This is a genomic window from Streptosporangium sp. NPDC050148 (assembly GCF_055586505.1).
Window position 1 is genome coordinate 157,370 of record NZ_JBVJIA010000002.1, and the last position, 20,148, is coordinate 177,517.

Genomic DNA, 20,148 nt, shown 5'->3' on the forward strand with positions numbered 1-20,148 from the left:
CGTCGCCGCAGGGGAGCGCCCGCGCGAGGAATCAACCGTCCCGCGGTGATGTTGGACCGATGGAGGCCCGTCCGGGGCCGGGCGGGTGACAGGCCGTAGGCTGGTCCCTGTTCGCACACACAGGCGACCGACCGGAAGGTGGCACTCCGTGTTGCAGGACTCGTTCGGGCGTGTGGCGACCGATCTGCGGGTGTCCCTCACGGACCGCTGCAACCTGCGCTGCTCGTACTGCATGCCTCCCGAGGGGCTCGAATGGCTGCCCAAGCCCGAGCTGCTGACCGCCGACGAGATCGTCCGCCTGGTCACCATCGGGGTGGAGCGGCTGGGCGTCACCGAGGTCCGCTACACCGGCGGTGAGCCCCTGCTCCGCAGGGAACTGGTCGACATCGTCTCCCGCACCACCGTGCTGACCCCCGCCCCGCAGGTCTCGCTGACGACCAACGGGATCGGCCTGAGCCGGATGGCCGCCTCCCTGGCCGACGCCGGCCTGAGCCGGGTCAACGTCTCCCTCGACACCCTCGACCGCGAGACCTTCAAACGGCTCGCCCACCGCGACCGGCTGGACGACGTCCTGCGCGGCCTGGAGGCCGCCGACGCCGCCGGGCTCCGGCCGGTGAAGATCAACACCGTGCTGATGCGCGGGATCAACGACCACGAGGCCGTGCCGCTGCTGCGCTACTGCCTGGAGCGGGGCTACGAGCTCCGGTTCATCGAGCAGATGCCCCTGGACGCCCAGCACGGCTGGACCCGGGAGAACATGATCACGGCCGACGAGATCCTCGCCCGGCTGGGGGACGCCTTCCGGCTGACCGGCGACGACCCGGTGGAGCGCGGCAGCGCCCCGGCCGAGAGCTTCCTCGTCGACGGCGGACCGGCCCGGGTCGGCGTCATCGGCTCGGTCACCCGCCCGTTCTGCGGCGCGTGCGACCGGGTACGGCTCACCGCCGACGGGCAGATCCGCAACTGCCTGTTCGCCACCGACGAGTCGGACCTGAGGGCCGCGATGCGCTCCGGCGCCGGAGACGACGAGATCGCCGAGCGCTGGCGCTCCGCGGTCCGGATCAAGAAGGCCGGTCACGGCATCGACGACCCCTCCTTCCTGCAGCCGTCCCGCCCGATGTCCGCCATCGGCGGATGACGATCCGGTACGACGCCTGCATCCTGGCGGGCGGGCTCGCGCGACGGCTCGACGGCCGTGACAAGCCCGGCCTGCGCGTCTCGGGCCGCCCGCTGGTCGAGTCGGTGGCCGCCGCGGTGTCCTCGGCGGAGCGGCTGGTGATCGTGGGGCCTTCCCGTCCCGGGCTGCCGCGCGCGGTGTTCCGCCGGGAGGATCCGCCGGGCGGCGGCCCGGTCCCGGCGCTCCGGGCGGGACTGGCCGAGATGACCGCCCCGTGGACGGCGCTGCTCGCCGCCGACCTGCCGTTCCTGACGGCCGGGCACGTCACGGCCCTGCTGGAGGCGGCCACGGGACGGCCCGATCCGGAGGAACCGGACCCGGGGGAGCGAGGCGCAGGGGAGCCGGGCGCGAGGGAGGCCGTACGGGAACCGGCTCCGGGGAGATCACCGGCGGCCGGGGCGGTGCTCCTCGACGACGAGGGCCGCGAGCAGTGGCTCGCCGGGGTGTGGCGGACGGAGAGCCTGGCACGGGCGCTCGCCCGCTACGAGGGCCGGTCGCTGCGCGGCCTGCTGGCCCCGCTCTCCCCGATCACCCTTCATCTCCCCGGCAGGCCGTGGTTCGATTGCGACACCATGGACGATCTACAGCGGGCCCGTGCGATGGAGCCGGGCTCCGACGGCGAGGACGCGAATCCGTCCCGGGCACCGCGCGAGCGGCACCCGCACGGGACGGCCGCGACCGCGGACGAGGAGTGACGGATGAACGTGCTGGCGGAGTGGACCGCGCTGGTCTGCCGGGAGCTGGGCATCGACCCCGCGACGATCGACCGTGACGAGCTGCTGGACCTGACCAAGGAGGTCGCGCACGGTGTGACCCGGCCGGCCGCGCCGCTGACGGCGTACCTGCTCGGCCTGGCTCAGGGGGCGGGAACGGCGCCGCCGGAGGTGGTGGAGAGGCTGACCACGCTGGCGCGCAACTGGGAGCAGGCGACGACCGAGACGCTGGGCGATAAATAGCCAAGAAAGAGGATAAAAACAAAGGTTCGATAAAAGGGCAACGCCGGGTGGTTACGGGGGCAAACCACCCGGCGTTGCTTCATCGGCGTTCCGACGGGGGCCCGGAACGCCGGCAACAGTGCCCCGACGGGGGACCAGGGCACTTGGTTAAAGCGTACACCTACTACCCTTGGGATGCGTCAAGACTTAGTCACGACCCGATCTCGCGTCGATGGAGCGGGATCTCGCTCTGTGTGGAATCTCCCACGTCAGGGGCAACGGACGGTCCTCGCGGCGGCGCGTTGGCCCCGATGACGGCAATGTATGGTAAAAAGATCGCTCCGGCGAAGAGCAACAGCCTGACGGGCATCGGGGCGGGCACGGTGAAGGCGAGGATCAGGCACAACAGCCGGATCCCCATCTTGATGAAGTAGCTCTTCTCGCGCTTGCCGATGTCATCACTCAGCGAGGGCTGGGCGTCGGTCACCTGATGGACCACCGGACGTCTACGCCATCCGTTCACGATTCCCAATCTAGGCCTCATATCAGCCTGCTGCGAACGGTCATGCGGTCACCGCTTTCTGGGAACAAGCATGAGATGACAGATCGAACGTACCGGGTGACCGAAGTGGTCGGAACGTCGGGGGACAGCGTCGAGGCGGCCGTGCGCAACGGTGTCCGCCGCGCCGCCCAGACCCTGCGCCACCTCGACTGGTTCGAGGTGACCGAGATCAGGGGGCACATCGAGGGCGGGGAGGTCGGCCACTTCCAGGTCTCGATGAAGGTCGGATTCCGCCTGGAGGACGACGAGGACGGCTGAGCCTGTACGCCGGGCCCTCCGGTGACGCAGACTGCCGGGGTGGAAGAGAGACGAACCGCGCAGACCGGACGTGGCACAGGACCGGCCGGGACGTCCGGGACGCACGGGAACCATGGGACGCGCGGGTCGCATGGGCCGCGCCGGACGCAGGGAGCGTCGGGAACGCCGGTGGCGCCGGTGGCACGGCTCGCGCTGGCCGCGGCGCTGATGCTGGCGACCGGCTGCGCGGCCTCGGCGGGCGGGACGTCCACAGCTGTCACCCCGCCTGCCACCGCGCCTGCCACCGTGCCCGACGACGCTCCCACCGCGTCGCGCCCGCCGGCGACCGGGCTCACCACGACACCGGACGCCGGGCCGGACGCGAGCCGTCCCGGCACGAGCCGTCCGGGTACGACGCCGCGGCCCGTGACGGCCCCGCGGTCCGGGACAGGAGGGGAACCACTGCTGCGCCAGAGCGCCACCGAGGTCGAGCGGACGATCCGCAGCATCCGGAAGATCGACGACCTTCCGCTGTACGAGATGACCTTCCACGGCTCCTACGACCGTCAGGCGCCCTTGGGCGAGGAGGAGCTGGCCGCCCCCGCCGACGGGTGGGCCTGCTCGCTGTTCGCCCTCGCCGGTGACCGGCCGCTGTTCGGCCGCAACTTCGACTGGGAGCCCAACCCGGCGCTGATCGTGCACGCCGACCCGCCCGACGGCTACGCCTCGGTCTCCGTCGTGGACCTGTTCCACCTGATCGGCGGTTCCGACCCGCCCGACCTGACCGCCGCCCCCGACCGGCGCAGGATGGCCCACGCCGTGCTCGCCCCGTTCGACGGCGTCAACGAGAAGGGCCTGGCGATCGGGATGGCCACGGCGCCCGAGGGCGGGCTGCCCGAGCCCTCACCCGACCGTCCCGACATCGGCAGCGTGCGCGTCATCCGGATGATGCTCGACGAGGCGGCCACGGTGGACGAGGCGGTGGCGGTCATGCGCCGCCACGACGTGGACTTCACCATCGGGCCGCAGGTCCACTACCTGATCGCCGACGCGACGGGCAGGTCGGTCGTGGTGGAGTACGCCCGGGGCAGGCTCAACGTCATCGACGACCGGATGCTCACCAACTTCACCATGACCGGCACCTCCGCCGCCCAGCGCCGGGCCGACGGCCGCTACGGCACGCTCGCCCGAGGGCTGCCCGCCGCCAGGGACTGGCGCGACGCCATGGGCCTGCTGCGCCAGGTGGCCCAGACCCACACCCGCTGGTCGGTCGTGTACGACCTCACCGACGCCACCGCCCGGGTGGTGACGGGCCAGCGCTGGCAACGCGTGCACACCGTCCCCCTGGTCCAGCGCTGATCGAGACCGTGCGGCGAGGCCCGGTGCGGGGAGGCCCGGTGCGACGGGGTCCGGCGCCGGGCGAGGCCGCCCGGTTCCGCGGGATCACCCGGTGAGGATGCCGCGTCCGAGGTTGTCGACGAGGGCGTCCGCGAACGCCAGGGTGAGCGCTTCGTCGGGAAGGAGGAGGCGGTGGTAGCAGGCGCCCCAGAGCTGGTCGACGACGGCCTGCGGATCGACGTCCTGACGGATCTGCCCGGCGTTCCGAGCCTCGACGAGGCGATCGACGGCGAGCCGCCTGCGGTCCCGTGAGTAGTTCTCCGACCACGCCCTGGCGAGGTCGGGGTCGTCCTGGGCCGCGCCGATGAGGTGGGCGATCGCCTTTCCCACGTCGGGCTGCATGAGCAGCGTCACGAAGGCGCGCAGCTGGGCGCGGAGGTCGTGCTCGATGTCGCCGGTGGAGTCGAAGTGGAGTCGTTCCTCGACGTGGGCGAAGTACGCCTCGGCCGCCAGCGCTCCCGGTGAGCGCCACCACTTGTAGATCGTGGCCTTGCCGGCGGGGGCCGCCTGCGCGACCCTGTCGAACGTGACGGCCGACATTCCGCCCTCCAGGAGGAGCCGGGCCGTGGTCCGGAGGACGGTCGCGCGCACCTCGTCCGCCGACCGTCTTCTGCGGCCCTCGGAGGACCGTGCCGGAGCCTGTGCCGTCATGGGGTTCTTCTCGTCCGACGGTCCGCCGATGGAGCTCACCCGCATGGGGTCCCATGATAGGCACCCCCGCGCGGTGCTCTCACGGGCACGTCGGCCGGTGATCGGCCCGGGGGGCGTTCCGTGTCGCGGTCTCGCGCATGCCGACGTGGACGACGATGTCGCCGTCGTCGGCGAGGCGGCGGGCCGCTCCCGCGCCGAGGCCGCTGCCGGCTCCGCCGCTGACGACGACCTTCCCTGCCATGTCCGATCCTCTCGTGTGCGAACGCGTGGTCAGGGGATGCCGCCGTTGACGTACACGACCTGGCCGTTGATCCAGCGGGCGTCGATGAGGCCGAGCACCGAGCGCGCGATGTCGTCCGGGGTGCCCAGCCGCTCCAGGGGGGCCAGGGAGGACAGGTGGTCGACGACCTCCTGCGGCTTCCCGTCGAGGAACAGCGGCGTCGCGGTCGGGCCGGGTGCGACCGCGTTCACGGTGACGTCGTGCCCGCGCAGCTCCCGCGCCAGGATCAGGGTGAGGGCCTCGACGGCGCCCTTCGACGCGGCGTAGGCGCCGTAGGTGGGCTGCTGCAGGCGGGTCACGGACGTCGAGAAGTTCACGACGCTCCCACCGGCGCGGACCACCCGGGCCGCGGCCTGGTTCACGACGAACGTCCCGCGGACGTTGGTCCGCTGCACCCGGTCGAACTCGTCGAGGTCCATGTCCGCGATCGGCGCCAGGGGCATGACGCCCGCGGTGTGGACGACGACGTCGACGCCGCCGAAGGCGGTGCGCGCCCGCTCGAACAGGCCGGTGACCTCCCCGGTCACGGCACTAGCTGGCCTGGCTGACCGTCGACATGTTGAAGTCGGGCACCCGGATCGCGGGCATGATCGCACGGTTGAAGTAGTCGCCCCACTCGCGCGGCAGGGTCTGCTCCGAGGCGCCGACCTCGGTCAGGCGGCGCAGCAGGTCCACCGGGCTCTCGTTGAAGCGGAAGTTGTTCACCTCGCCCACCACCTCGCCCTTCTCCACCAGGTAGACGCCGTCCCGGGTCAGCCCGGTCAGCAGCAGCGACTGCGGGTCGACCTCGCGGATGTACCACAGGCAGGTCAGCAGCAGGCCGCGCTCGGTGGAGGCGATCATCTCCTCCAGCGACCTGCCCCCCTCGGGCCCCCGCATGATCAGGTTGTCGACGGCCGGGGTCGTCGGAAGGCCGGTCAGCTCGGCCGTGTGCCGGGTCTGCAGCAGGCCGGCCAGCCTGCCGTCGGAGATCCAGTCGGTGGGCGCCAGCGGCATCCCGTTGTCGAACACCGAGGTCTGCCGGCCCGAGGCGTGCGCCACCACGAACGGCGGGCACTCCACCCCGGCCGCCCCCGGGTCGGAGTACAGCCGGACCGGCAGCGAGGAGAGCGTGTCGCCGACGCGGGTGCCGCCGCCCGGCCGGGAGAAGACCGTGCGTCCCTCCAGGGCGTCGCGGGCCCCGGCCGTCCAGTACAGGTAGATCATCAGGTCCGCCACGGCCGACGGCGGCAGCAGCGTCTCGTACCGGCCCGCGGGCAGGTCCACCCGGTTCTCCGCCCACGCCAGGCGCCGGGCCAGCTCGGCGTCCAGGGCCATGACGTCGACATCGGCGAAGTCGCGGGTGGACACCCCGGTCCAGGCCGAGCGCCTCATGTCGGGGGACTTGGCGTTGAGCTCCAGGCGGCCGGTGGGCTGGGCGTGCCGGAGCCGCGCGCCGGCCGAGGTCCCCACGAAGGTCGTGGTGACCTCGTGCTCGGCGAACCCGTACAGCCTGCGCCCGCCCGCCTCGGCCGCGGCGAAGGCCTCTCCCAGGGCCGGGGCGAAGGCGCCGAAGACCCCGATCGAGGTCGGCTCGGCCGGATCGTCCCAACCGTCGGAGCGGGTGCCCTCCAAGAGCGGCCGGGCGTCCTCGGACGGCCGTGCGTCCTCGGCGGCGTGGTCGGCGGCGGCCACCACGTCGTCGAGCCCGTCCGCCCGCACCGCCGACCGCGACACCACGCCCACGCCCCGGCCCACGACGGAGATCACGGTCAGCTGGGACGAGCGCGACACGCCGTTGGTGGTGAGGGTGTTGCCCGCGAAGCGCAGGTTGGCGCTCGACCCCTCCTCCACGATCACGACGGTGTCGTCGGCCGTGGAGAGCTCCAGTGCCTTCTCGATCATCTCCTGGGGGCTCATCCCGATCCTCTCCCGCCGCTCACTCTCTCCGGTCCGCCCCTCATGGGTGTTCAACTTCCACTCTCCTGGACGGTGTTGAGGACGCGCACGCCGCGGAAGAGCGCCGACGGGCAGCCGTGGCTGACCGGGGCGACCTGCCCCGGCTGGCCCTTGCCGCAGTTGAACGCCCCGCCCAGCACGTACGTCTGCGGCCCGCCGAGCGCCGCCAGCGACCTCCAGAAGTCGGTCGTGGTGGCCTGGTAGGCGACGTCGCGCAGCTGGCCCGCGAGACGGCCGTTCTCGATCAGGTAGAACCGCTCGCCGGTGAACTGGAAGTTGTACCGCTGCATGTCGATGGACCAGCTCCGGTCGCCCACCACGTAGATGCCCCGGTCGACGCCGGAGATCAGCTCCTCGGTGGAGGGGCCGTCCGGCGCCGGGCGGAGCGAGACGTTGGCCATCCGCTGGATCGGGGTGTGGCCCGGGGAGTCGGCGAAGGCGCAGCCGTTGGAGGCGCCCAGGCCCTTCAGCAGTGCCATCCGCCGGTCGAGCTGGTAGCCGACCAGGACGCCGTCGGAGACGATGTCGAACTCCCGGGTGGCGACGCCCTCGTCGTCGTAGCCGATGGTGGACAGGCCGTGCTCGACGGTACGGTCACCGGTCACGTTCATCGCCTCGGAGCCGTACACCAGCTCGCCGAGCCGGTCGAAGGTGGCGAAGCTCGTCCCGGCGTACGCCGCCTCGTACCCCAGGGCGCGGTCCAGCTCGGTGGCGTGCCCCACCGACTCGTGGATGGTCAGCCACAGGTTCGACGGGTCGATCACCAGGTCGTACGGGCCCGCCTCGACCGAGGGGGCCCGCAGCTTCTCGGCGAGCAGCTCCGGGATGCGGGCCAGCTCGGCGGGGAAGTCCCAGCCGGTGCCGGTGAGGTACTCGTACCCCCGGCCGACCGGAGGGGCGAGCGTCCGCGCCGAGTCGAAGCGGCCGTCCAGCACCCGCATCGCCTGGACGCGGGGATGGACGCGCACCCGCTGCTGGGTGGTGACCGTCCCGGCCGTGTCGGCGTAGAACTTCTGCTCCTTGACCTGCATCAGCGACGCCTGCGTGTGGTCCACGCCCGGGTCGCGCAGCAGGTCGCCCGACCAGTCGGCGAGCAGCGCCGCCTTGTCGCGCATCGGCACCTCGAACGGGTCGAGCTCGTAGGAGGAGACCCAGGTGACGTCGGCGTGCACCGGCTCGGGGGCCAGCTCGACCGGTTCGCGGTTGATCGCCGCGCTGACGACCGCCACCGCCACCGCCTGCTCGGCGACCGCGGCGGCGGCCTCCGCGGTGAGCTCGATGCCCGCGGCGAAACCCCACGTGCCGTCCTTGACGACCCGCACGGCGTACCCGAGGGTGTCGGCGTCGATGGCCCCCTCCAGCGAGGTGTCGGACAGGCGCACGGTCTGGCCGCGGATCCGCTCCAGCCGGAAGTCGGCGTGCTCGGCGCCCAGGTCACGGGCGCGCTGCAGGGCCGCGTCCGCCAGCCGCCGCAGCGGGAGGGCGAGGAAGTCGGCATCGATCTGGCGCATGCCGACGATCCTAGCGCCGTGATCTTGTCCCTCTCGGACAACAGAGTTACCGCTCGGTAGCCGATACCTTCGGACCATGGCTCGCTCTGTTCTCGTAACCGGCGGCAATCGCGGCATCGGCCTCGCGATCGCCCGCGAACTCGCCCAGGCAGGCGACGACGTCGCCGTGACCTACCGATCCGGACAGCCCCCCGAGGGACTGTTCGGCGTGCGCTGCGACGTGACCAGCACGGCGGACGTGGACGCCGCGTTCGCGAAGGTCGAGGCCGAGTACGGCCCGGTCGAGGTGCTCGTGGCCAACGCGGGCATCACCCGGGACACGCTGCTGCCGATGATGAAGGAGGAGACCTTCACCGACGTCATCGACGCCAACCTCACCGGCGCCTACCGGGTCGCCAAGCGCGCCACCCGGGGCATGCTCCGGCTCAAGCGGGGACGCATCGTGCTGATCTCCTCGGTGGTGGCGATGCTCGGCTCGGCCGGGCAGAGCAACTACGCCGCCTCCAAGGCGGGCATGATCGGCTTCGCCCGGTCGGCGGCCAGGGAGCTCGGCTCGCGCAACATCACCGTCAACGTGGTCGCCCCCGGTTTCGTGGAGACCGACATGACGGCCGAGCTGGACGAGGCGTACCAGGAGCAGATCAGGAAGAACATCCCGCTGGGCCGGTACGCCAGCGCGGAGGAGATCGCACGTGTGGTCAGGTTCGTGGCCGGCGAGGACGCCGCCTACATCACGGGGGCCGTCATCCCCGTCGACGGCGGCCTGGGAATGGGACACTGACATGGGAATCCTCGACGGCAAGCGACTCCTGATCACCGGTGTGCTCACCGACGCCTCCATCGCCTTCACGGTGGCCAAGCTGGCCCAGGAGGAGGGCGCGCAGATCGTGCTCACCGGCTTCGGCCGGCTCAGCCTGGTCGAGCGCATCGCCAAACGGCTGCCCGAGCCGCCCCCGGTGCTGGAGCTCGACGTCACCAGCGAGGAGCACCTCGGCTCGCTGGCCGACCGGGTCGGCGAGCACCTGGGCGGACTGGACGGGGTGGTGCACGCCATCGGCTTCGCCCCGCAGAGCGCCCTGGGCGGCAACTTCCTGAACACCTCGTGGGAGGACGTGGCGACCGCCCTCCAGGTCTCCACGTACTCGTTCAAGTCGCTCGCGACGGCCGCGCTCCCGCTCATGAAGGAGGGCGGCGCGATCGTCGGCCTGGACTTCGACGCGACCAAGGCGTGGCCGGTCTACGACTGGATGGGCGTGGCCAAGGCCGGGCTGGAGTCCTGCTCGCGCTACCTGGCCCGCGACCTCGGCAAGCACGGCATCAGGGTCAACCTGGTGGCGGCCGGGCCGATCCGGACGATGGCGGCCAAGAGCATCCCCGGCTTCGTCGAGTTCGAGGACAGCTGGCCCGCCAAGGCCCCGCTCGGCTGGGACGTCAACGACCCGGGCCCGGCGGCCAAGGCGTGCGTCGCCCTGCTGTCGGACTGGTTCCCCGCGACGACCGGTGAGATCGTCCACGTCGACGGCGGGGTGCACGCCATCGGGGCGTGACGTTCCCCGGCGTTCCCGGGGGCGTCCCCGGGGCCTTCGGTGCCCCTTCCGTGCCGTTCTCGCGTCCCGGCCGTGCCTCGCCGCCCGGCCGGGACGACGGCGTTCCCGGGGTCACGCCACCCGGTGGTGGTGTCCCGGCGGGACCGGCTCGAACGGTATCGACTCCTTGATCTTCCGCCTGCTGTAGAGCAGGCGGACCGCGAGGATGGCCCCGACGAGCACCACCGTGGTGAGCACGGTGCCCGCGGTGTCGGACGACCTGGTCGGCGTCACCGGCCGCTCGTTCCTCATCTGCCGCTGCAGCTCCTGCATCAGCGGGGCCGGCCAGAGCAGTTCCACCCGGGGGGCCTCGGCGTCGACCACGGGCGACGGGCGGGGGGACGGTCTGCGGTCCTCGCCGACGGTGAGGGGGTGCGGGTCCGGCGGCCGTGACGGCGCGTGCCAGGTCACCGCGGGCAGCGGGGTCCTGCGGGTGGGCGCGGGGCTCGGGCTCCGGGAGGGCTTCGGGGTCCGCGAAGGACTCGGGGAGGCCTGCGGCGAGGCCGTCTCCTCCGGGAGGGCGTCGGCCGACGGGGCGGTGCATCCGGGGGAGGCCGACGCGGACCGGCAGGGGGCGTCGAGGGTCTTGGGCGCGTCCTGTGACGTCCTGGCGGTCTGGTCCTGGCCTGAGGAGTCCTGCGGCCTGTCGGGGGCGGGGGCCTTCGTGGGCGCGGCGTCCGGTGCGCGCGTCGGCTGCCCGGTCGGCGGCTCCTCCTCGGCGGGCGGCTCCTCCTGCACCGGGGGGACCTCCTCGCCGCCGTTGCGCTTCTCCTTGTGCTCCTTCTCGTGACCCCTGCCGCGGTCGTCGGAGGGCGACGAGGGCGGCGGCGTGGCGAACGAGAACGGGGAGGACAGCAGCGGGGCCGGAGGGACGCCGACGCCGCCGACGCCGCCGACGATCCTGTCCGTGACCCCGTTCACCGCATGGCAGAGACCGCCGGTGACGGCGCCCAGCAGCCCTTCGTGGTCACAGCCGTCCGCCCGCGTGCCCGTGTCGCCTCGCGGGTCCGTGCCGTCCCGCGTGGTGTGCGCGGGAGTGAGGGGCACGGACGTGACGTTCGAGGGCATGACGGCGGCCCGCGCGGCGCTCACGGGCGCGATGGCGGCCGCCGGGATTCCGCTCCCCAGCGCCAGCGCCAAGATGCCCGCGGACATCGCAGCTCGCACTCGTCTCCTTCCCCCGGTCCCGGCAACGGCCGTGGCACCTCGCCGATGTCCGGACCCCCTGCCCGTCTGTCAGACAGTTTTGTAGGGGGGCTCGCTTTTTCCACGGAAAGTCGTCCTTCGGTATCGACTAGTGATACGTGAGACGAATTCTCGTTCTGCTCTTTCCCGTTCGCTTCCCCGGGAGCGGCCCTCCCGTCGAGGCCGCCCGTCCCGTCCGGTACCGTGCCGCCCTCCCGGCCCGCCGTCACGGCCCGTCACGGCCCGTCACGTGCCCGTGCGGCTCGTACACGTTCTGTACGCGCTGTACGCGGCGCGTGCCGCCCCTCAGTCGGCCGAGACGTCGTCGAGCGCCTCCCTTATCTCCACCGGCAGCGTCAGCTCCTCGGCCTGGAGCACCCCGGACAACTGGGCGTGGGTACGGGCCCCGACGATGGCGGAGGTCACCCCCGGCTGGTCGCGTACCCACGACAGGGCCACCGACAGCGGGGAGACGCCCAGCCCCTCGGCCGCGGTCGTCACCGATTCGACCACCCGGCGGCACCGCTCGTCCAGGTAGGGCGTGACGAAGTCGGCGAAGTGCGGGGTCGCGGCCCGCGAGTCCGCGGGGATCCCGGTGCGGTACTTGCCGGTGAGCACCCCTCGCCCGAGCGGGGACCAGGCCAGCACGCCCGCGCCCACGTGCTCGGCCGCGGCGATCAGCTCGCGCTCGGCCTCGCGGGCCAGCAGCGAGTACTCCACCTGGGCCGCGACGATCGGCACCCGGCCGGGGACCGCCCGCTGCCCCACCGCGGCGGCGGCGAGCTGCCAGCCCGAGTAGTCGCAGACCCCGGCGTACGCGGCGCGTCCCGAGGACACGATGGCGTCCACCGCGGCCAGGGTCTCCTCCAGCGGGACGTCGGGGTCGAAGGCGTGCAGCTGCCACAGGTCGACCTCGTTGACGCCCAGACGGGTCAGGGAGGCGTCGATCGCGGCGATCAGGTGCTTCCTGGAGGCGTCGCGGGGACGGCGGCCGGCCGGGGTGAGCACGGCCTTGGTGGACAGCACCAGCTCCGAGCGCGGCACCGAGTCGCGCAGCAGCCGCCCGAGCAGCCGTTCGGCGTCACCGCCCGTGTAGACGTCGGCGGTGTCGATGAGCGTGCCGCCGGCCTCGGCGAACGTGCGGAGCTGCGCCGCGGCCTCCTCGGCTCCGGTGTCACGCCCCCACGTCATCGTCCCGAGACCCAGGCGGGACACCGACAGGCCGCTCCGGCCCACATAGCGCTGCTCCATGATCCGGCCAGATTACCGCCCGGCCACTTAAAAGTAGTGGAGTGAGGGCTGTAAGACTTGGCCCCGTGACGACCTTGTTGCTGGCCAGACACGGCCTTACCCATCTCACCGGCCCGGTGCTCGCGGGCTGGACCCCCGAGGTCCACCTCAGCGACGCGGGACGGGCCCAGGCGGAGGCGCTCGCCGCGCGGCTGGCCGGCCTGGAGCTCGACGCGATCGTCTCCAGCCCGCTGGAGCGCTGCCAGGAGACCGCGCAGGCGGTCGCCGGGGGGCGGCCGGAGGCCGAGGTGCTGACCGACGAGCGCTTCGGCGAGTGCCGCTACGGCGACTGGACGGGCCGCCCGATCGCCGAGCTCGTCAAGGACCCGCTGTGGCCGGTCGTCCAGGCCCACCCGAGCGCGGTGACCTTTCCCGGGGGCGAGTCGCTGGCGGCCGTGCAGCACCGCGCCGTGACCGCCGTCAGGGAGTGGAACGAGCGGCTGGGCCCGAAGGCGACCTACCTCGTCTGCAGCCACGGAGACGTGATCAAGGCCATCGTGGCCGACGCCATGGGGCTTCACCTGGACCAGTTCCAGCGGATCACGGCCGATCCGGCCTCGCTCACCGCCGTTCGCTACACCCCCCTGCGTCCCTTCGTGCTCAGGCTCAACGACATCGGGGGAGATGTGAGCGGATTGCGGCAAAAGGAGGGTTCGGAGGGCGAGGAGGGGGGAGAAAATTCCACCGGGAGCGATGCCGCAGTCGGCGGCGGATCCGGGACCACGTAAGGTCGGGCTATGCCGGTCTTCGACTACGATCCACCCGAGAGATTCGTGGCCGGTGCCGTGGGGCAACCGGGATCACGAGCCTTCTTCCTGCAGGCTCGGGGCCAGGGCAGGCTGACCACCGTGGCGCTGGAGAAGTTCCAGGTCGCGGCGTTGGCCGACCGTCTCGACGAGCTGCTCGACGAGGTGCTGCGGCGGGGCGAGGGCGACGTCCCGATGCCCGCCGTCCAGGCCGCGCCGGCGGACAACGCCCCCCTGGACGTGCCGATCAGCGAGGACTTCCGCGTGGGCGCCATGGCGCTCGCGTGGGACTCCGAGGCGGCCCAGGTGGTCATCGAGGCCCAGGAGGCGGTCGCCGAGGAGGAGGAGTTCGACCCCTCGGAGACGGACGAGCCCACGGTACTGCGCGTTCACATCAGCCCCGTCGCCGCACGGGCCTTCACCAGGCGGGCCCTGGCGCTCGTCGCCGCCGGGCGCCCGCCCTGCCCGCTCTGTGCCCAGCCCCTCGACCCCGAGGGGCACATCTGCGTGCGGCTCAACGGTTACCGGGGTAATAGCGCTTCAGCTGCTGGAGGAGGCGAATGAGTGCTGAGAGCGAGCCGACGCTGAGTGCGGCGCCGGCCACGGGGCTCGACGAGGAGACCGCGACGCGTCTGCTCCGGAACGGAAGGCTGGAGGTGGCGGGCCGCCTGGTCGAGGCGACCAACATGACGCTCTACTGCTCGATACGGCACGCCGGGCTCTCGGCGGCCTGCGTGTACAAACCCGTGCGGGGCGAGCGCCCCCTGTGGGACTTCCCCGACGGCACCCTGGCCGCCCGCGAGGTCGCCGCCTACGAGGTGTCCGCGGCCATCGGCTGGCGGATCGTGCCGCCCACCGTCTACCGCGACGGCCCCTTCGGTCCCGGCATGTGCCAGCTGTGGGTGGACACCGACCCCGAGATCGACCTGATGGTGCTGATCCGCAGCCGCCACCCCTCGCTGCGGCGGATGGCGGTCTTCGACGCGGTCGTCAACAACGCCGACCGCAAGGGCGGCCACCTGCTGCCGCTCGCCGACGGCCACATCTACGGGGTCGACCACGGGGTCTCCTTCTCCGCCGAGGACAAGCTGCGCACCGTGCTGTGGCAGTGGCGCGGCAAGCCGCTGTCGCGCGAGGCCATGAACGTCCTGACCCGCCTCGAACGCGACCTGGAGGAGGGCCGCCTCGGGAACCGCCTGCGCGAGCTCCTCACCTCCCACGAGGTCGAGGCCACCTGGGCCCGGGTCCGCAGGCTCCTCGACACCGGCCTGCACCCGATGCCCTCCAAGGACTGGCCCGCCATCCCGTGGCCGCCGATCTGAGCCCTTCACCCCCTGCACCACCGCGCGACCCTCACCACCGCGCGACCCTCACCACCGCGCGACCCTCACCACCGCGACCCTCGCCGCCCCGCGGCCCCACCGTCCCCGCGACCGGCCCGCCGGGACGATCCCACCGGGAGAGCCGTCCCCGGACGACCGTCCCCGGAGGACCGCGCCCGGACGACCGCGCCGTGACGCCGGGACGGCCTCGCCGTACGGACCCTCGCCGTACGCACCCCCGCCCCGACGGCGTGCCCGCCGAGGGCGTAATCTCCCGGCATGTGCACGGTTGTCGTCAGCATCGATCCGAGCGCCGAGATCCCCCTGATCGTGGTCGGGGTGCGCGATGAGTTCACCGACCGTCCATGGGTCCCCCCGGGCGAGCACTGGCCGGGGGAGCGTCCCGGCCTGATCGGCGGGCGTGACCTGCGGGGCGGCGGTACCTGGCTGGCGGTCGATCCCGGGAGCAGGAGGGTCGGGGCCGTCCTCAACGGGCACGGCCTGCCCGCCCCGGACGCGACCCGCCGATCGCGGGGCGACCTGCCGCTGCTCGCGGCGGCCGGGGAGGACCTGCCCGAGAGCGGCCTGGGCGGCTACGACCCCTTCCACCTGCTCCGGGCCGACCTCGGCGGGGCCCGGCTGTGGCACTGGGACGGGGTCGCGCTGGGGCGGGAGGACCTCCCCCCGGGAACCCACATGATCGTCAACAGCGGCTGGGAACGGGGCGAGGAGGACGAGCGCGTCGCCTTCTTCCGGCCGCTGTTCGCCGCCGCGGAGCGCCCGTCCGGGCTCGACGGCCCCTGGGAGAGGTGGCGGGAGCTCGCCACCGGCGCGGGAGTGCCGTCCGGCGACCCCCGTACCATGATCGTCAATCGTGATCTGCCCGAGGGCCGGGTCTTCGGGTCGGTGTCGGTCACCCTGCTGGGGCTGGCGCCCGGGGGTGTCCGCTACGAGTTCACCGCCGACCCCCGGGACCCGGCCGCCTTCGGCGTGATCCTGCCGGAATGATCTGGTGAGCCCCCGGGGTTGAGGTGAATGTCCTTGTTCACCACCCCGGGGTGACCGGGATGGTCGGTTCGCTGGATAGGCTCCTTTTTTGACGTCCTCCCATGGCCGGCGCCGGGACCACCGGCCTCCCGCGGTCCGGATCCCCGCCGGCACCGGGCGGTCCGCTCCGCTTCCCCTCCCGGGGTTAGAATCCGGGGTCCCCACGCTGGAGGTATGTGATGAGATCGTGGTCGGCGCCGACGGTTCCCGGGCTTCCCGGTGCCGGTGTCCCGCTGCGGCTGTTCGACACGGCCGCGCGCGAGGTCGTCACCACGCGGCCGGGTGCCACGGCACGGATGTACGTCTGCGGCATCACCCCCTACGACGCCACCCACATAGGGCACGCGAACACCTATCTCGCCTTCGACCTGGTCAACCGGGCCTGGCGGGACGCCGGGCACGAGGTGCACTTCACTCAGAACGCCACCGACGTGGACGACCCTCTGCTGGAGCGCGCGGAGCGGACCGGCGTGGACTGGCGTGAGCTGGCAGAGCGTGAGATCGAGCTGTTCCGGACCGACATGGAGGCGCTGCGCATCCTCCCGCCGCGCGACTACGTGGCCGTGACCGAGGTGATCGACCAGGTGGCGGACCTGGTCGAGGTGCTGCGCGACAAGGGCGCCACCTACGAGCTCGACGGGGACGTCTACTTCGACGTGTCCGCGGCCCCCAAGTTCGGCGCCGTGTCGGGCTACTCCGAGGAGCGGATGCTGGCCCTGTTCGGCGAGCGCGGGGGAGACCCCGGCAGGCAGGGCAAGAAGCACCCCCTGGACTGGCTGCTCTGGCGCGCGGAGCGCCCGGGGGAGCCGTCCTGGCCCTCGGTGTTCGGGCCGGGCAGGCCGGGCTGGCACATCGAGTGCACCGCGATCGCCCTGGCGAACCTGTCCGGAGGCTTCGACGTCGCGGGCGGCGGCTCCGACCTGATCTTCCCGCACCACGAGTGCGGGGCCCACGAGGGCCATGTGGCGTCCGGCGAGTGGCCCTTCGCCAAGGCCTACGTCCACGCGGGCATGGTCGCCCTGGACGGCGAGAAGATGTCCAAGTCCAAGGGCAACCTGGTCTTCGTCTCCCGCCTGCGCCGGGAGAGCGACCCGATGGCCATCCGGCTGGCGCTGCTGGCCCACCACTACCGCTCGGACTGGGAGTGGACGGCCGGCCTGCTGGCCTCGGCCGAGGCGCGGCTGGCGCGCTGGCGCTCGGCCGCGGCGCTGAAGGCCGGCCCGGACGCCGGTGCCCTGCTGGAGCGGGTACGCGACCGGATGGCCGACGACCTGGACGCCCCGGGGGCCCTGGCGGCCGTCGATGACTGGGCCGAGCGGGCCCTGTCCGGGGGCGGGACCGACCCGGACGCCCCGGCCCTGGTCGGGCGGATCGCGGACACGCTGCTGGGGATCGCCCTGTGACCCCCTGACCCCCGGGGACCGCGCTCTGCGCTCCGGGCTGCTCCCCGGCGCCCCTGTGGACGCCGGGGAGCCCCGATCTCCCCTGAGCACCGGGGGATCCGAAGGCCCGGCGGGGAGCGGCGCGACCGGGGAAAGAGCGGGTGAAAACGAGCGAGCCCGCCCCGCTCGCGCGGGACGGGCTCGATCTGAAGTCTTTGTCAGACCATCAGACCAGGTCAGATGACCTGAACCTGGTCGGCCTGCGGGCCCTTCTGGCCCTGCGTGGTGACGAAGCTGACACGCTGGTTCTCCTCCAGGCTGCGGTAGCCGCCGGAGTTGATTGCCGAGTAGTGCACGAAGACATCGGCGGTGCCGTCATCCGGTGCGATGAATCCGAAGCCCTTTTCGGCGTTGAACCACTTAACGGTGCCCTCAGACAAAACTACTTCTCCTCATTGGGAGCCTCACCGAACCGCCAGGTCGGCGGCACGGGGCTGCGTTGCGGACCCTACCATGCACCCGCGGAGACCATCCGGAGAAACCTGTAACGTCCGCTGTCGGCGGACTCTCATAAGCACTTGAGATGATAAGGCTAAGCGAGCATTACGACTGCAACAACCTAACTCTATCGCCCCGCATCGAGACGCACAACTCACGAGATGGAGGCGAGGAACCGCTCCCGATCCTCGGCGGGCAGGCGGTCGACGAACAGGGTTCCCTCGAGGTGGTCGGCCTCGTGCTGCAGCACCCGGGCGAGCATGCCCAGCGCCCGGACCGTGACGGGTCTGCCGAACATGTCGCGGCCACGCGCCGTGACCATGTAGGAGCGTTCCAGTGGCCACCAGTGGCCCGGCGCCGACAGGCAGGCCTCGTCGGCGGTGATCCTGCGCTCGGACAGCTCCAGGCGGGGGTTGACCAGGTGACCGGACCTGCCGTCCAGCTCGTAGACGACCACCCGCAGCGGGACCCCGATCTGCGGCGCGGCCAGACCGGCACGGCCGGCCCCCGCCCGCATCGTGGCCTGGAGCGACTTGACCAGGACGCGCAGCTCCCGGTCGAAGACGGTCACCGGCTCGGCGACCGTCCGCAGCACGGGATCGGTGAAGGGTCGGATCGGCTGGACGGCCACGCGCACTCCCCGCAGAGGTCGAATCGGCATCGAGGACGGTTCCCGCTGCCGCCGTGGCTCAACCGTCACCCTCCGGGACCCCGTGTTTCGGTCATGTTGCCGGAGTGCGGCGTGTGCATTGCATATTTCCACGGTTAGTCACATGTAACCGGCGCACCATCACACATAGTGAATGTGCGTAACCGCCCCCTCGTAGTTTTCGGACCGAAGCCCCGAAAACCCGCAGGAGGAACGATGGCGAAGCCCTGGATCAGTGACTGGCGGCCCGACGACCCGGACTTCTGGCAAGGCCAGGGCAAGAGGGTGGCCCGGCGGAACCTGATCTTCTCCATCTTCGCCGAGCACCTGGGGTTCACGCTGTGGACCGTGTGGAGCATCGTGACCGTGAAGATGGGCTCCTACGACTTCTCCACCGACCAGCTCTTCTGGATCGTCTCACTGCCCAACCTGGTCGGCTCGGCCCTGCGCATCCCCTACACCTTCGCCCCCGCCAGGTTCGGCGGCCGGAACTTCACCGTGGTCAGCGCCCTGCTGCTGCTGATCCCCGCGGTGCTGCTGGCGTTCGCGGTCGGTGACCCGAACACCCCGTACTGGGTGTTCCTGGTGATCGCGGCCACCGCGGGCCTGGGCGGCGGCAACTTCGCCTCCAGCATGGCCAACATCACCCACTTCTACCCTCAGGGCAGGCAGGGGACGGCGCTCGGCCTCAACGCGGCGGGCGGCAACATCGGGGTCAGCTCCGTGCAGCTCGTCATGCCCCTGGTGATCGGCGCGTTCGGGCTGGCCGCGGCCGGGCTGTTCTGGATCCCGTTCATCCTGGCCGCCGCGCTCGGCGCCTACTTCTTCATGGACAACCTGACCTCCGCCAAGGCCAGCCCCGCGGACCAGCTCAAGGTCGCCGGACGGGCCCAGACCTGGATCATGTCGCTGCTGTACATCGGCACGTTCGGCTCGTTCATCGGCTACGCCACGGCGTTCCCGCTGCTCATCAAGAGCCAGTTCCCCGAGCAGGCCTCCCTGGTCGCCCTGGCCTTCCTCGGCCCGCTGGTCGGTTCCCTGATCCGCCCGGCCGGAGGCTGGCTGTCGGACCGGCTCGGCGGCGCCCGGGTGACGCTGGTCAACTTCGGCGCCATGGCCGGCGCGGCGGCGCTGGTCTGGCAGGGCCTGGCCCAGCACGCCTTCCCGCTCTTCTTCTGCGCCTACATGCTCCTGGTCGCCACCACCGGAATCGGCAACGGCTCCACCTACCGCATGATCCCGGCGATCTTCCGGGCCAAGGCCGTCGCGGGCCTCGCCCCGGGCACGACGGCCTACGAGGCGGCGCTCGCGGTCGGCAGGCGGGACTCCTCCGCGGCGGTCGGGATCATCTCCGCGATCGGCGCGTTCGGCGGGTTCTTCATCAACCGCGGGTTCGGCAGCTCCATCGCCGCGACCGGGGGAGCCGGTGCCGCGCTGGGTTCGTTCGCCGCCTTCTACGTGCTGTGCGCGATCCTCACCTGGGCCTGCTACCTGCGTACCGCGGGTTCGGTGCCCAGCCTGGCGGCGGCCCGCGTGTGACCGGCGGCGCGCCGGGCACCCCGGGCACCCCGGGCCCGCCGGGCGAGCCGGGCACCCCGGCACGTCCGGAAAGCCCGGCACGCCCGGCACGCCCGGGACCCGGTGCGCGGCGCGCCCTCACATCCGGCGCGGGCCCGGCCGACGGACCACTCACACCCGCCTCATCGCGCATGTGAACGCGGTTAGCGGCTTGTAGCACATCGGTAACAGGGGGG

23 protein-coding genes are annotated in these 20,148 nt (G+C 72.1%); 13 read left to right on the forward strand and 10 right to left on the reverse strand.

The window, feature by feature from the left end; genetic code table 11:
• The first annotated feature begins 148 nt into the window (after positions 1-148).
• From moaA to ACZ6RT_RS02500, 3 genes are read left to right on the forward strand one after another with little or no spacing between them, the layout of a single operon-like run.
• Positions 149-1,138 (forward strand): GTP 3',8-cyclase MoaA, encoded by a 990-nt coding sequence (moaA, locus tag ACZ6RT_RS02490; RefSeq protein ID WP_470152003.1) that lies wholly within the window; start codon positions 149-151, stop codon positions 1,136-1,138.
• Positions 1,135-1,872 (forward strand): molybdenum cofactor guanylyltransferase, encoded by a 738-nt coding sequence (mobA, locus tag ACZ6RT_RS02495; protein ID WP_470152005.1) that lies wholly within the window; start codon positions 1,135-1,137, stop codon positions 1,870-1,872. The genes moaA and mobA overlap by 4 nt, the downstream gene beginning before the upstream one ends.
• A gap of 3 nt (positions 1,873-1,875) precedes the next feature.
• Complete coding sequence (locus ACZ6RT_RS02500) at positions 1,876-2,133, forward strand: DUF6457 domain-containing protein (RefSeq protein WP_344903175.1); 258 nt, start codon at positions 1,876-1,878, stop codon at positions 2,131-2,133.
• A 190-nt stretch (positions 2,134-2,323) separates the two neighbouring features.
• On the opposite strand, the gene ACZ6RT_RS02505 is transcribed toward ACZ6RT_RS02500, so the two are convergent.
• The gene (locus ACZ6RT_RS02505; protein WP_344903173.1) at positions 2,324-2,635 is read right to left on the reverse strand and encodes a DUF3099 domain-containing protein; all 312 of its coding nucleotides are present in this window, start codon (positions 2,633-2,635) and stop codon (positions 2,324-2,326) included.
• 75 nt (positions 2,636-2,710) lie between these two features.
• Here ACZ6RT_RS02505 and ACZ6RT_RS02510 point away from each other — a divergent pair, with 75 nt between their 5' ends.
• Complete coding sequence (locus ACZ6RT_RS02510; protein ID WP_344903170.1) at positions 2,711-2,932, forward strand: dodecin; 222 nt, start codon at positions 2,711-2,713, stop codon at positions 2,930-2,932.
• A 168-nt stretch (positions 2,933-3,100) separates the two neighbouring features.
• Complete coding sequence (locus ACZ6RT_RS02515; protein WP_470152007.1) at positions 3,101-4,270, forward strand: linear amide C-N hydrolase; 1,170 nt, start codon at positions 3,101-3,103, stop codon at positions 4,268-4,270.
• An 84-nt stretch (positions 4,271-4,354) separates the two neighbouring features.
• On the opposite strand, the gene ACZ6RT_RS02520 is transcribed toward ACZ6RT_RS02515, so the two are convergent.
• From ACZ6RT_RS02520 to ACZ6RT_RS02540, 5 genes are read right to left on the reverse strand one after another with little or no spacing between them, the layout of a single operon-like run.
• Entirely contained in the window at positions 4,355-5,005 is a 651-nt protein-coding gene (locus ACZ6RT_RS02520) for a TetR-like C-terminal domain-containing protein (protein WP_470152008.1), read from the reverse strand.
• 34 nt (positions 5,006-5,039) lie between these two features.
• Complete coding sequence (locus ACZ6RT_RS02525) at positions 5,040-5,201, reverse strand: hypothetical protein (RefSeq protein WP_470152010.1); 162 nt, start codon at positions 5,199-5,201, stop codon at positions 5,040-5,042.
• Positions 5,202-5,230: 29 nt separating this feature from the next.
• Positions 5,231-5,767 carry an SDR family oxidoreductase gene (locus ACZ6RT_RS02530; RefSeq protein ID WP_470152011.1) on the reverse strand — a complete coding sequence of 179 codons (537 nt, stop codon included), beginning with the start codon at positions 5,765-5,767 and terminating at the stop codon, positions 5,231-5,233.
• Between the two features lie 4 nt (positions 5,768-5,771).
• On the reverse strand, positions 5,772-7,139 hold the full coding sequence (locus ACZ6RT_RS02535) for a metallopeptidase TldD-related protein (RefSeq protein ID WP_399188565.1): 1,368 nt from the start codon (positions 7,137-7,139) through the stop codon (positions 5,772-5,774).
• 50 nt (positions 7,140-7,189) lie between these two features.
• Positions 7,190-8,689: a TldD/PmbA family protein gene (locus ACZ6RT_RS02540; protein ID WP_470152013.1), complete on the reverse strand. Its 1,500-nt coding sequence runs from the start codon at positions 8,687-8,689 to the stop codon at positions 7,190-7,192.
• A gap of 76 nt (positions 8,690-8,765) precedes the next feature.
• Between ACZ6RT_RS02540 and ACZ6RT_RS02545 the strand changes: the two genes are divergently transcribed.
• A complete protein-coding gene (locus ACZ6RT_RS02545) occupies positions 8,766-9,470 on the forward strand; it encodes a beta-ketoacyl-ACP reductase (protein ID WP_399188570.1) in 705 nt (234 codons plus the stop codon).
• A 1-nt stretch (position 9,471) separates the two neighbouring features.
• Positions 9,472-10,236: an enoyl-ACP reductase FabI gene (gene fabI / locus ACZ6RT_RS02550; protein ID WP_344903142.1), complete on the forward strand. Its 765-nt coding sequence runs from the start codon at positions 9,472-9,474 to the stop codon at positions 10,234-10,236.
• Between the two features lie 111 nt (positions 10,237-10,347).
• Here the strand turns inward: fabI and ACZ6RT_RS02555 are convergent, their stop codons facing one another.
• Both ACZ6RT_RS02555 and ACZ6RT_RS02560 read right to left on the reverse strand, forming a co-directional pair.
• Entirely contained in the window at positions 10,348-11,442 is a 1,095-nt protein-coding gene (locus tag ACZ6RT_RS02555) for a hypothetical protein (RefSeq protein ID WP_470152015.1), read from the reverse strand.
• Between the two features lie 324 nt (positions 11,443-11,766).
• Positions 11,767-12,711 carry an aldo/keto reductase gene (locus ACZ6RT_RS02560; protein ID WP_470152016.1) on the reverse strand — a complete coding sequence of 315 codons (945 nt, stop codon included), beginning with the start codon at positions 12,709-12,711 and terminating at the stop codon, positions 11,767-11,769.
• A 65-nt stretch (positions 12,712-12,776) separates the two neighbouring features.
• Between ACZ6RT_RS02560 and ACZ6RT_RS02565 the strand changes: the two genes are divergently transcribed.
• The 5 genes from ACZ6RT_RS02565 to mshC all read left to right on the forward strand — a co-directional run bounded on the left by ACZ6RT_RS02565 (position 12,777) and on the right by mshC (position 17,268).
• A complete protein-coding gene (locus ACZ6RT_RS02565; protein WP_470152017.1) occupies positions 12,777-13,478 on the forward strand; it encodes a histidine phosphatase family protein in 702 nt (233 codons plus the stop codon).
• Between the two features lie 9 nt (positions 13,479-13,487).
• Positions 13,488-14,060 (forward strand): DUF3090 domain-containing protein, encoded by a 573-nt coding sequence (locus ACZ6RT_RS02570; protein ID WP_399188578.1) that lies wholly within the window; start codon positions 13,488-13,490, stop codon positions 14,058-14,060.
• On the forward strand, positions 14,057-14,818 hold the full coding sequence (locus ACZ6RT_RS02575; RefSeq protein ID WP_344903126.1) for an SCO1664 family protein: 762 nt from the start codon (positions 14,057-14,059) through the stop codon (positions 14,816-14,818). The genes ACZ6RT_RS02570 and ACZ6RT_RS02575 overlap by 4 nt, the downstream gene beginning before the upstream one ends.
• 279 nt (positions 14,819-15,097) lie before the next feature.
• Entirely contained in the window at positions 15,098-15,826 is a 729-nt protein-coding gene (locus ACZ6RT_RS02580; RefSeq protein ID WP_470152018.1) for an NRDE family protein, read from the forward strand.
• Between the two features lie 218 nt (positions 15,827-16,044).
• A complete protein-coding gene (gene mshC / locus ACZ6RT_RS02585; RefSeq protein ID WP_470152019.1) occupies positions 16,045-17,268 on the forward strand; it encodes a cysteine--1-D-myo-inosityl 2-amino-2-deoxy-alpha-D-glucopyranoside ligase in 1,224 nt (407 codons plus the stop codon).
• A gap of 215 nt (positions 17,269-17,483) precedes the next feature.
• On the opposite strand, the gene ACZ6RT_RS02590 is transcribed toward mshC, so the two are convergent.
• Both ACZ6RT_RS02590 and ACZ6RT_RS02595 read right to left on the reverse strand, forming a co-directional pair.
• The gene (locus ACZ6RT_RS02590) at positions 17,484-17,687 is read right to left on the reverse strand and encodes a cold-shock protein (protein WP_344903117.1); all 204 of its coding nucleotides are present in this window, start codon (positions 17,685-17,687) and stop codon (positions 17,484-17,486) included.
• A gap of 212 nt (positions 17,688-17,899) precedes the next feature.
• Positions 17,900-18,406, reverse strand: a complete 507-nt coding sequence (locus ACZ6RT_RS02595) for a peptide deformylase (RefSeq protein ID WP_470152020.1) — start codon at positions 18,404-18,406, stop codon at positions 17,900-17,902.
• Positions 18,407-18,610: 204 nt separating this feature from the next.
• Between ACZ6RT_RS02595 and ACZ6RT_RS02600 the strand changes: the two genes are divergently transcribed.
• Entirely contained in the window at positions 18,611-19,933 is a 1,323-nt protein-coding gene (locus tag ACZ6RT_RS02600; protein WP_399188588.1) for an MFS transporter, read from the forward strand.
• Positions 19,934-20,148: the final 215 nt, after the last annotated feature.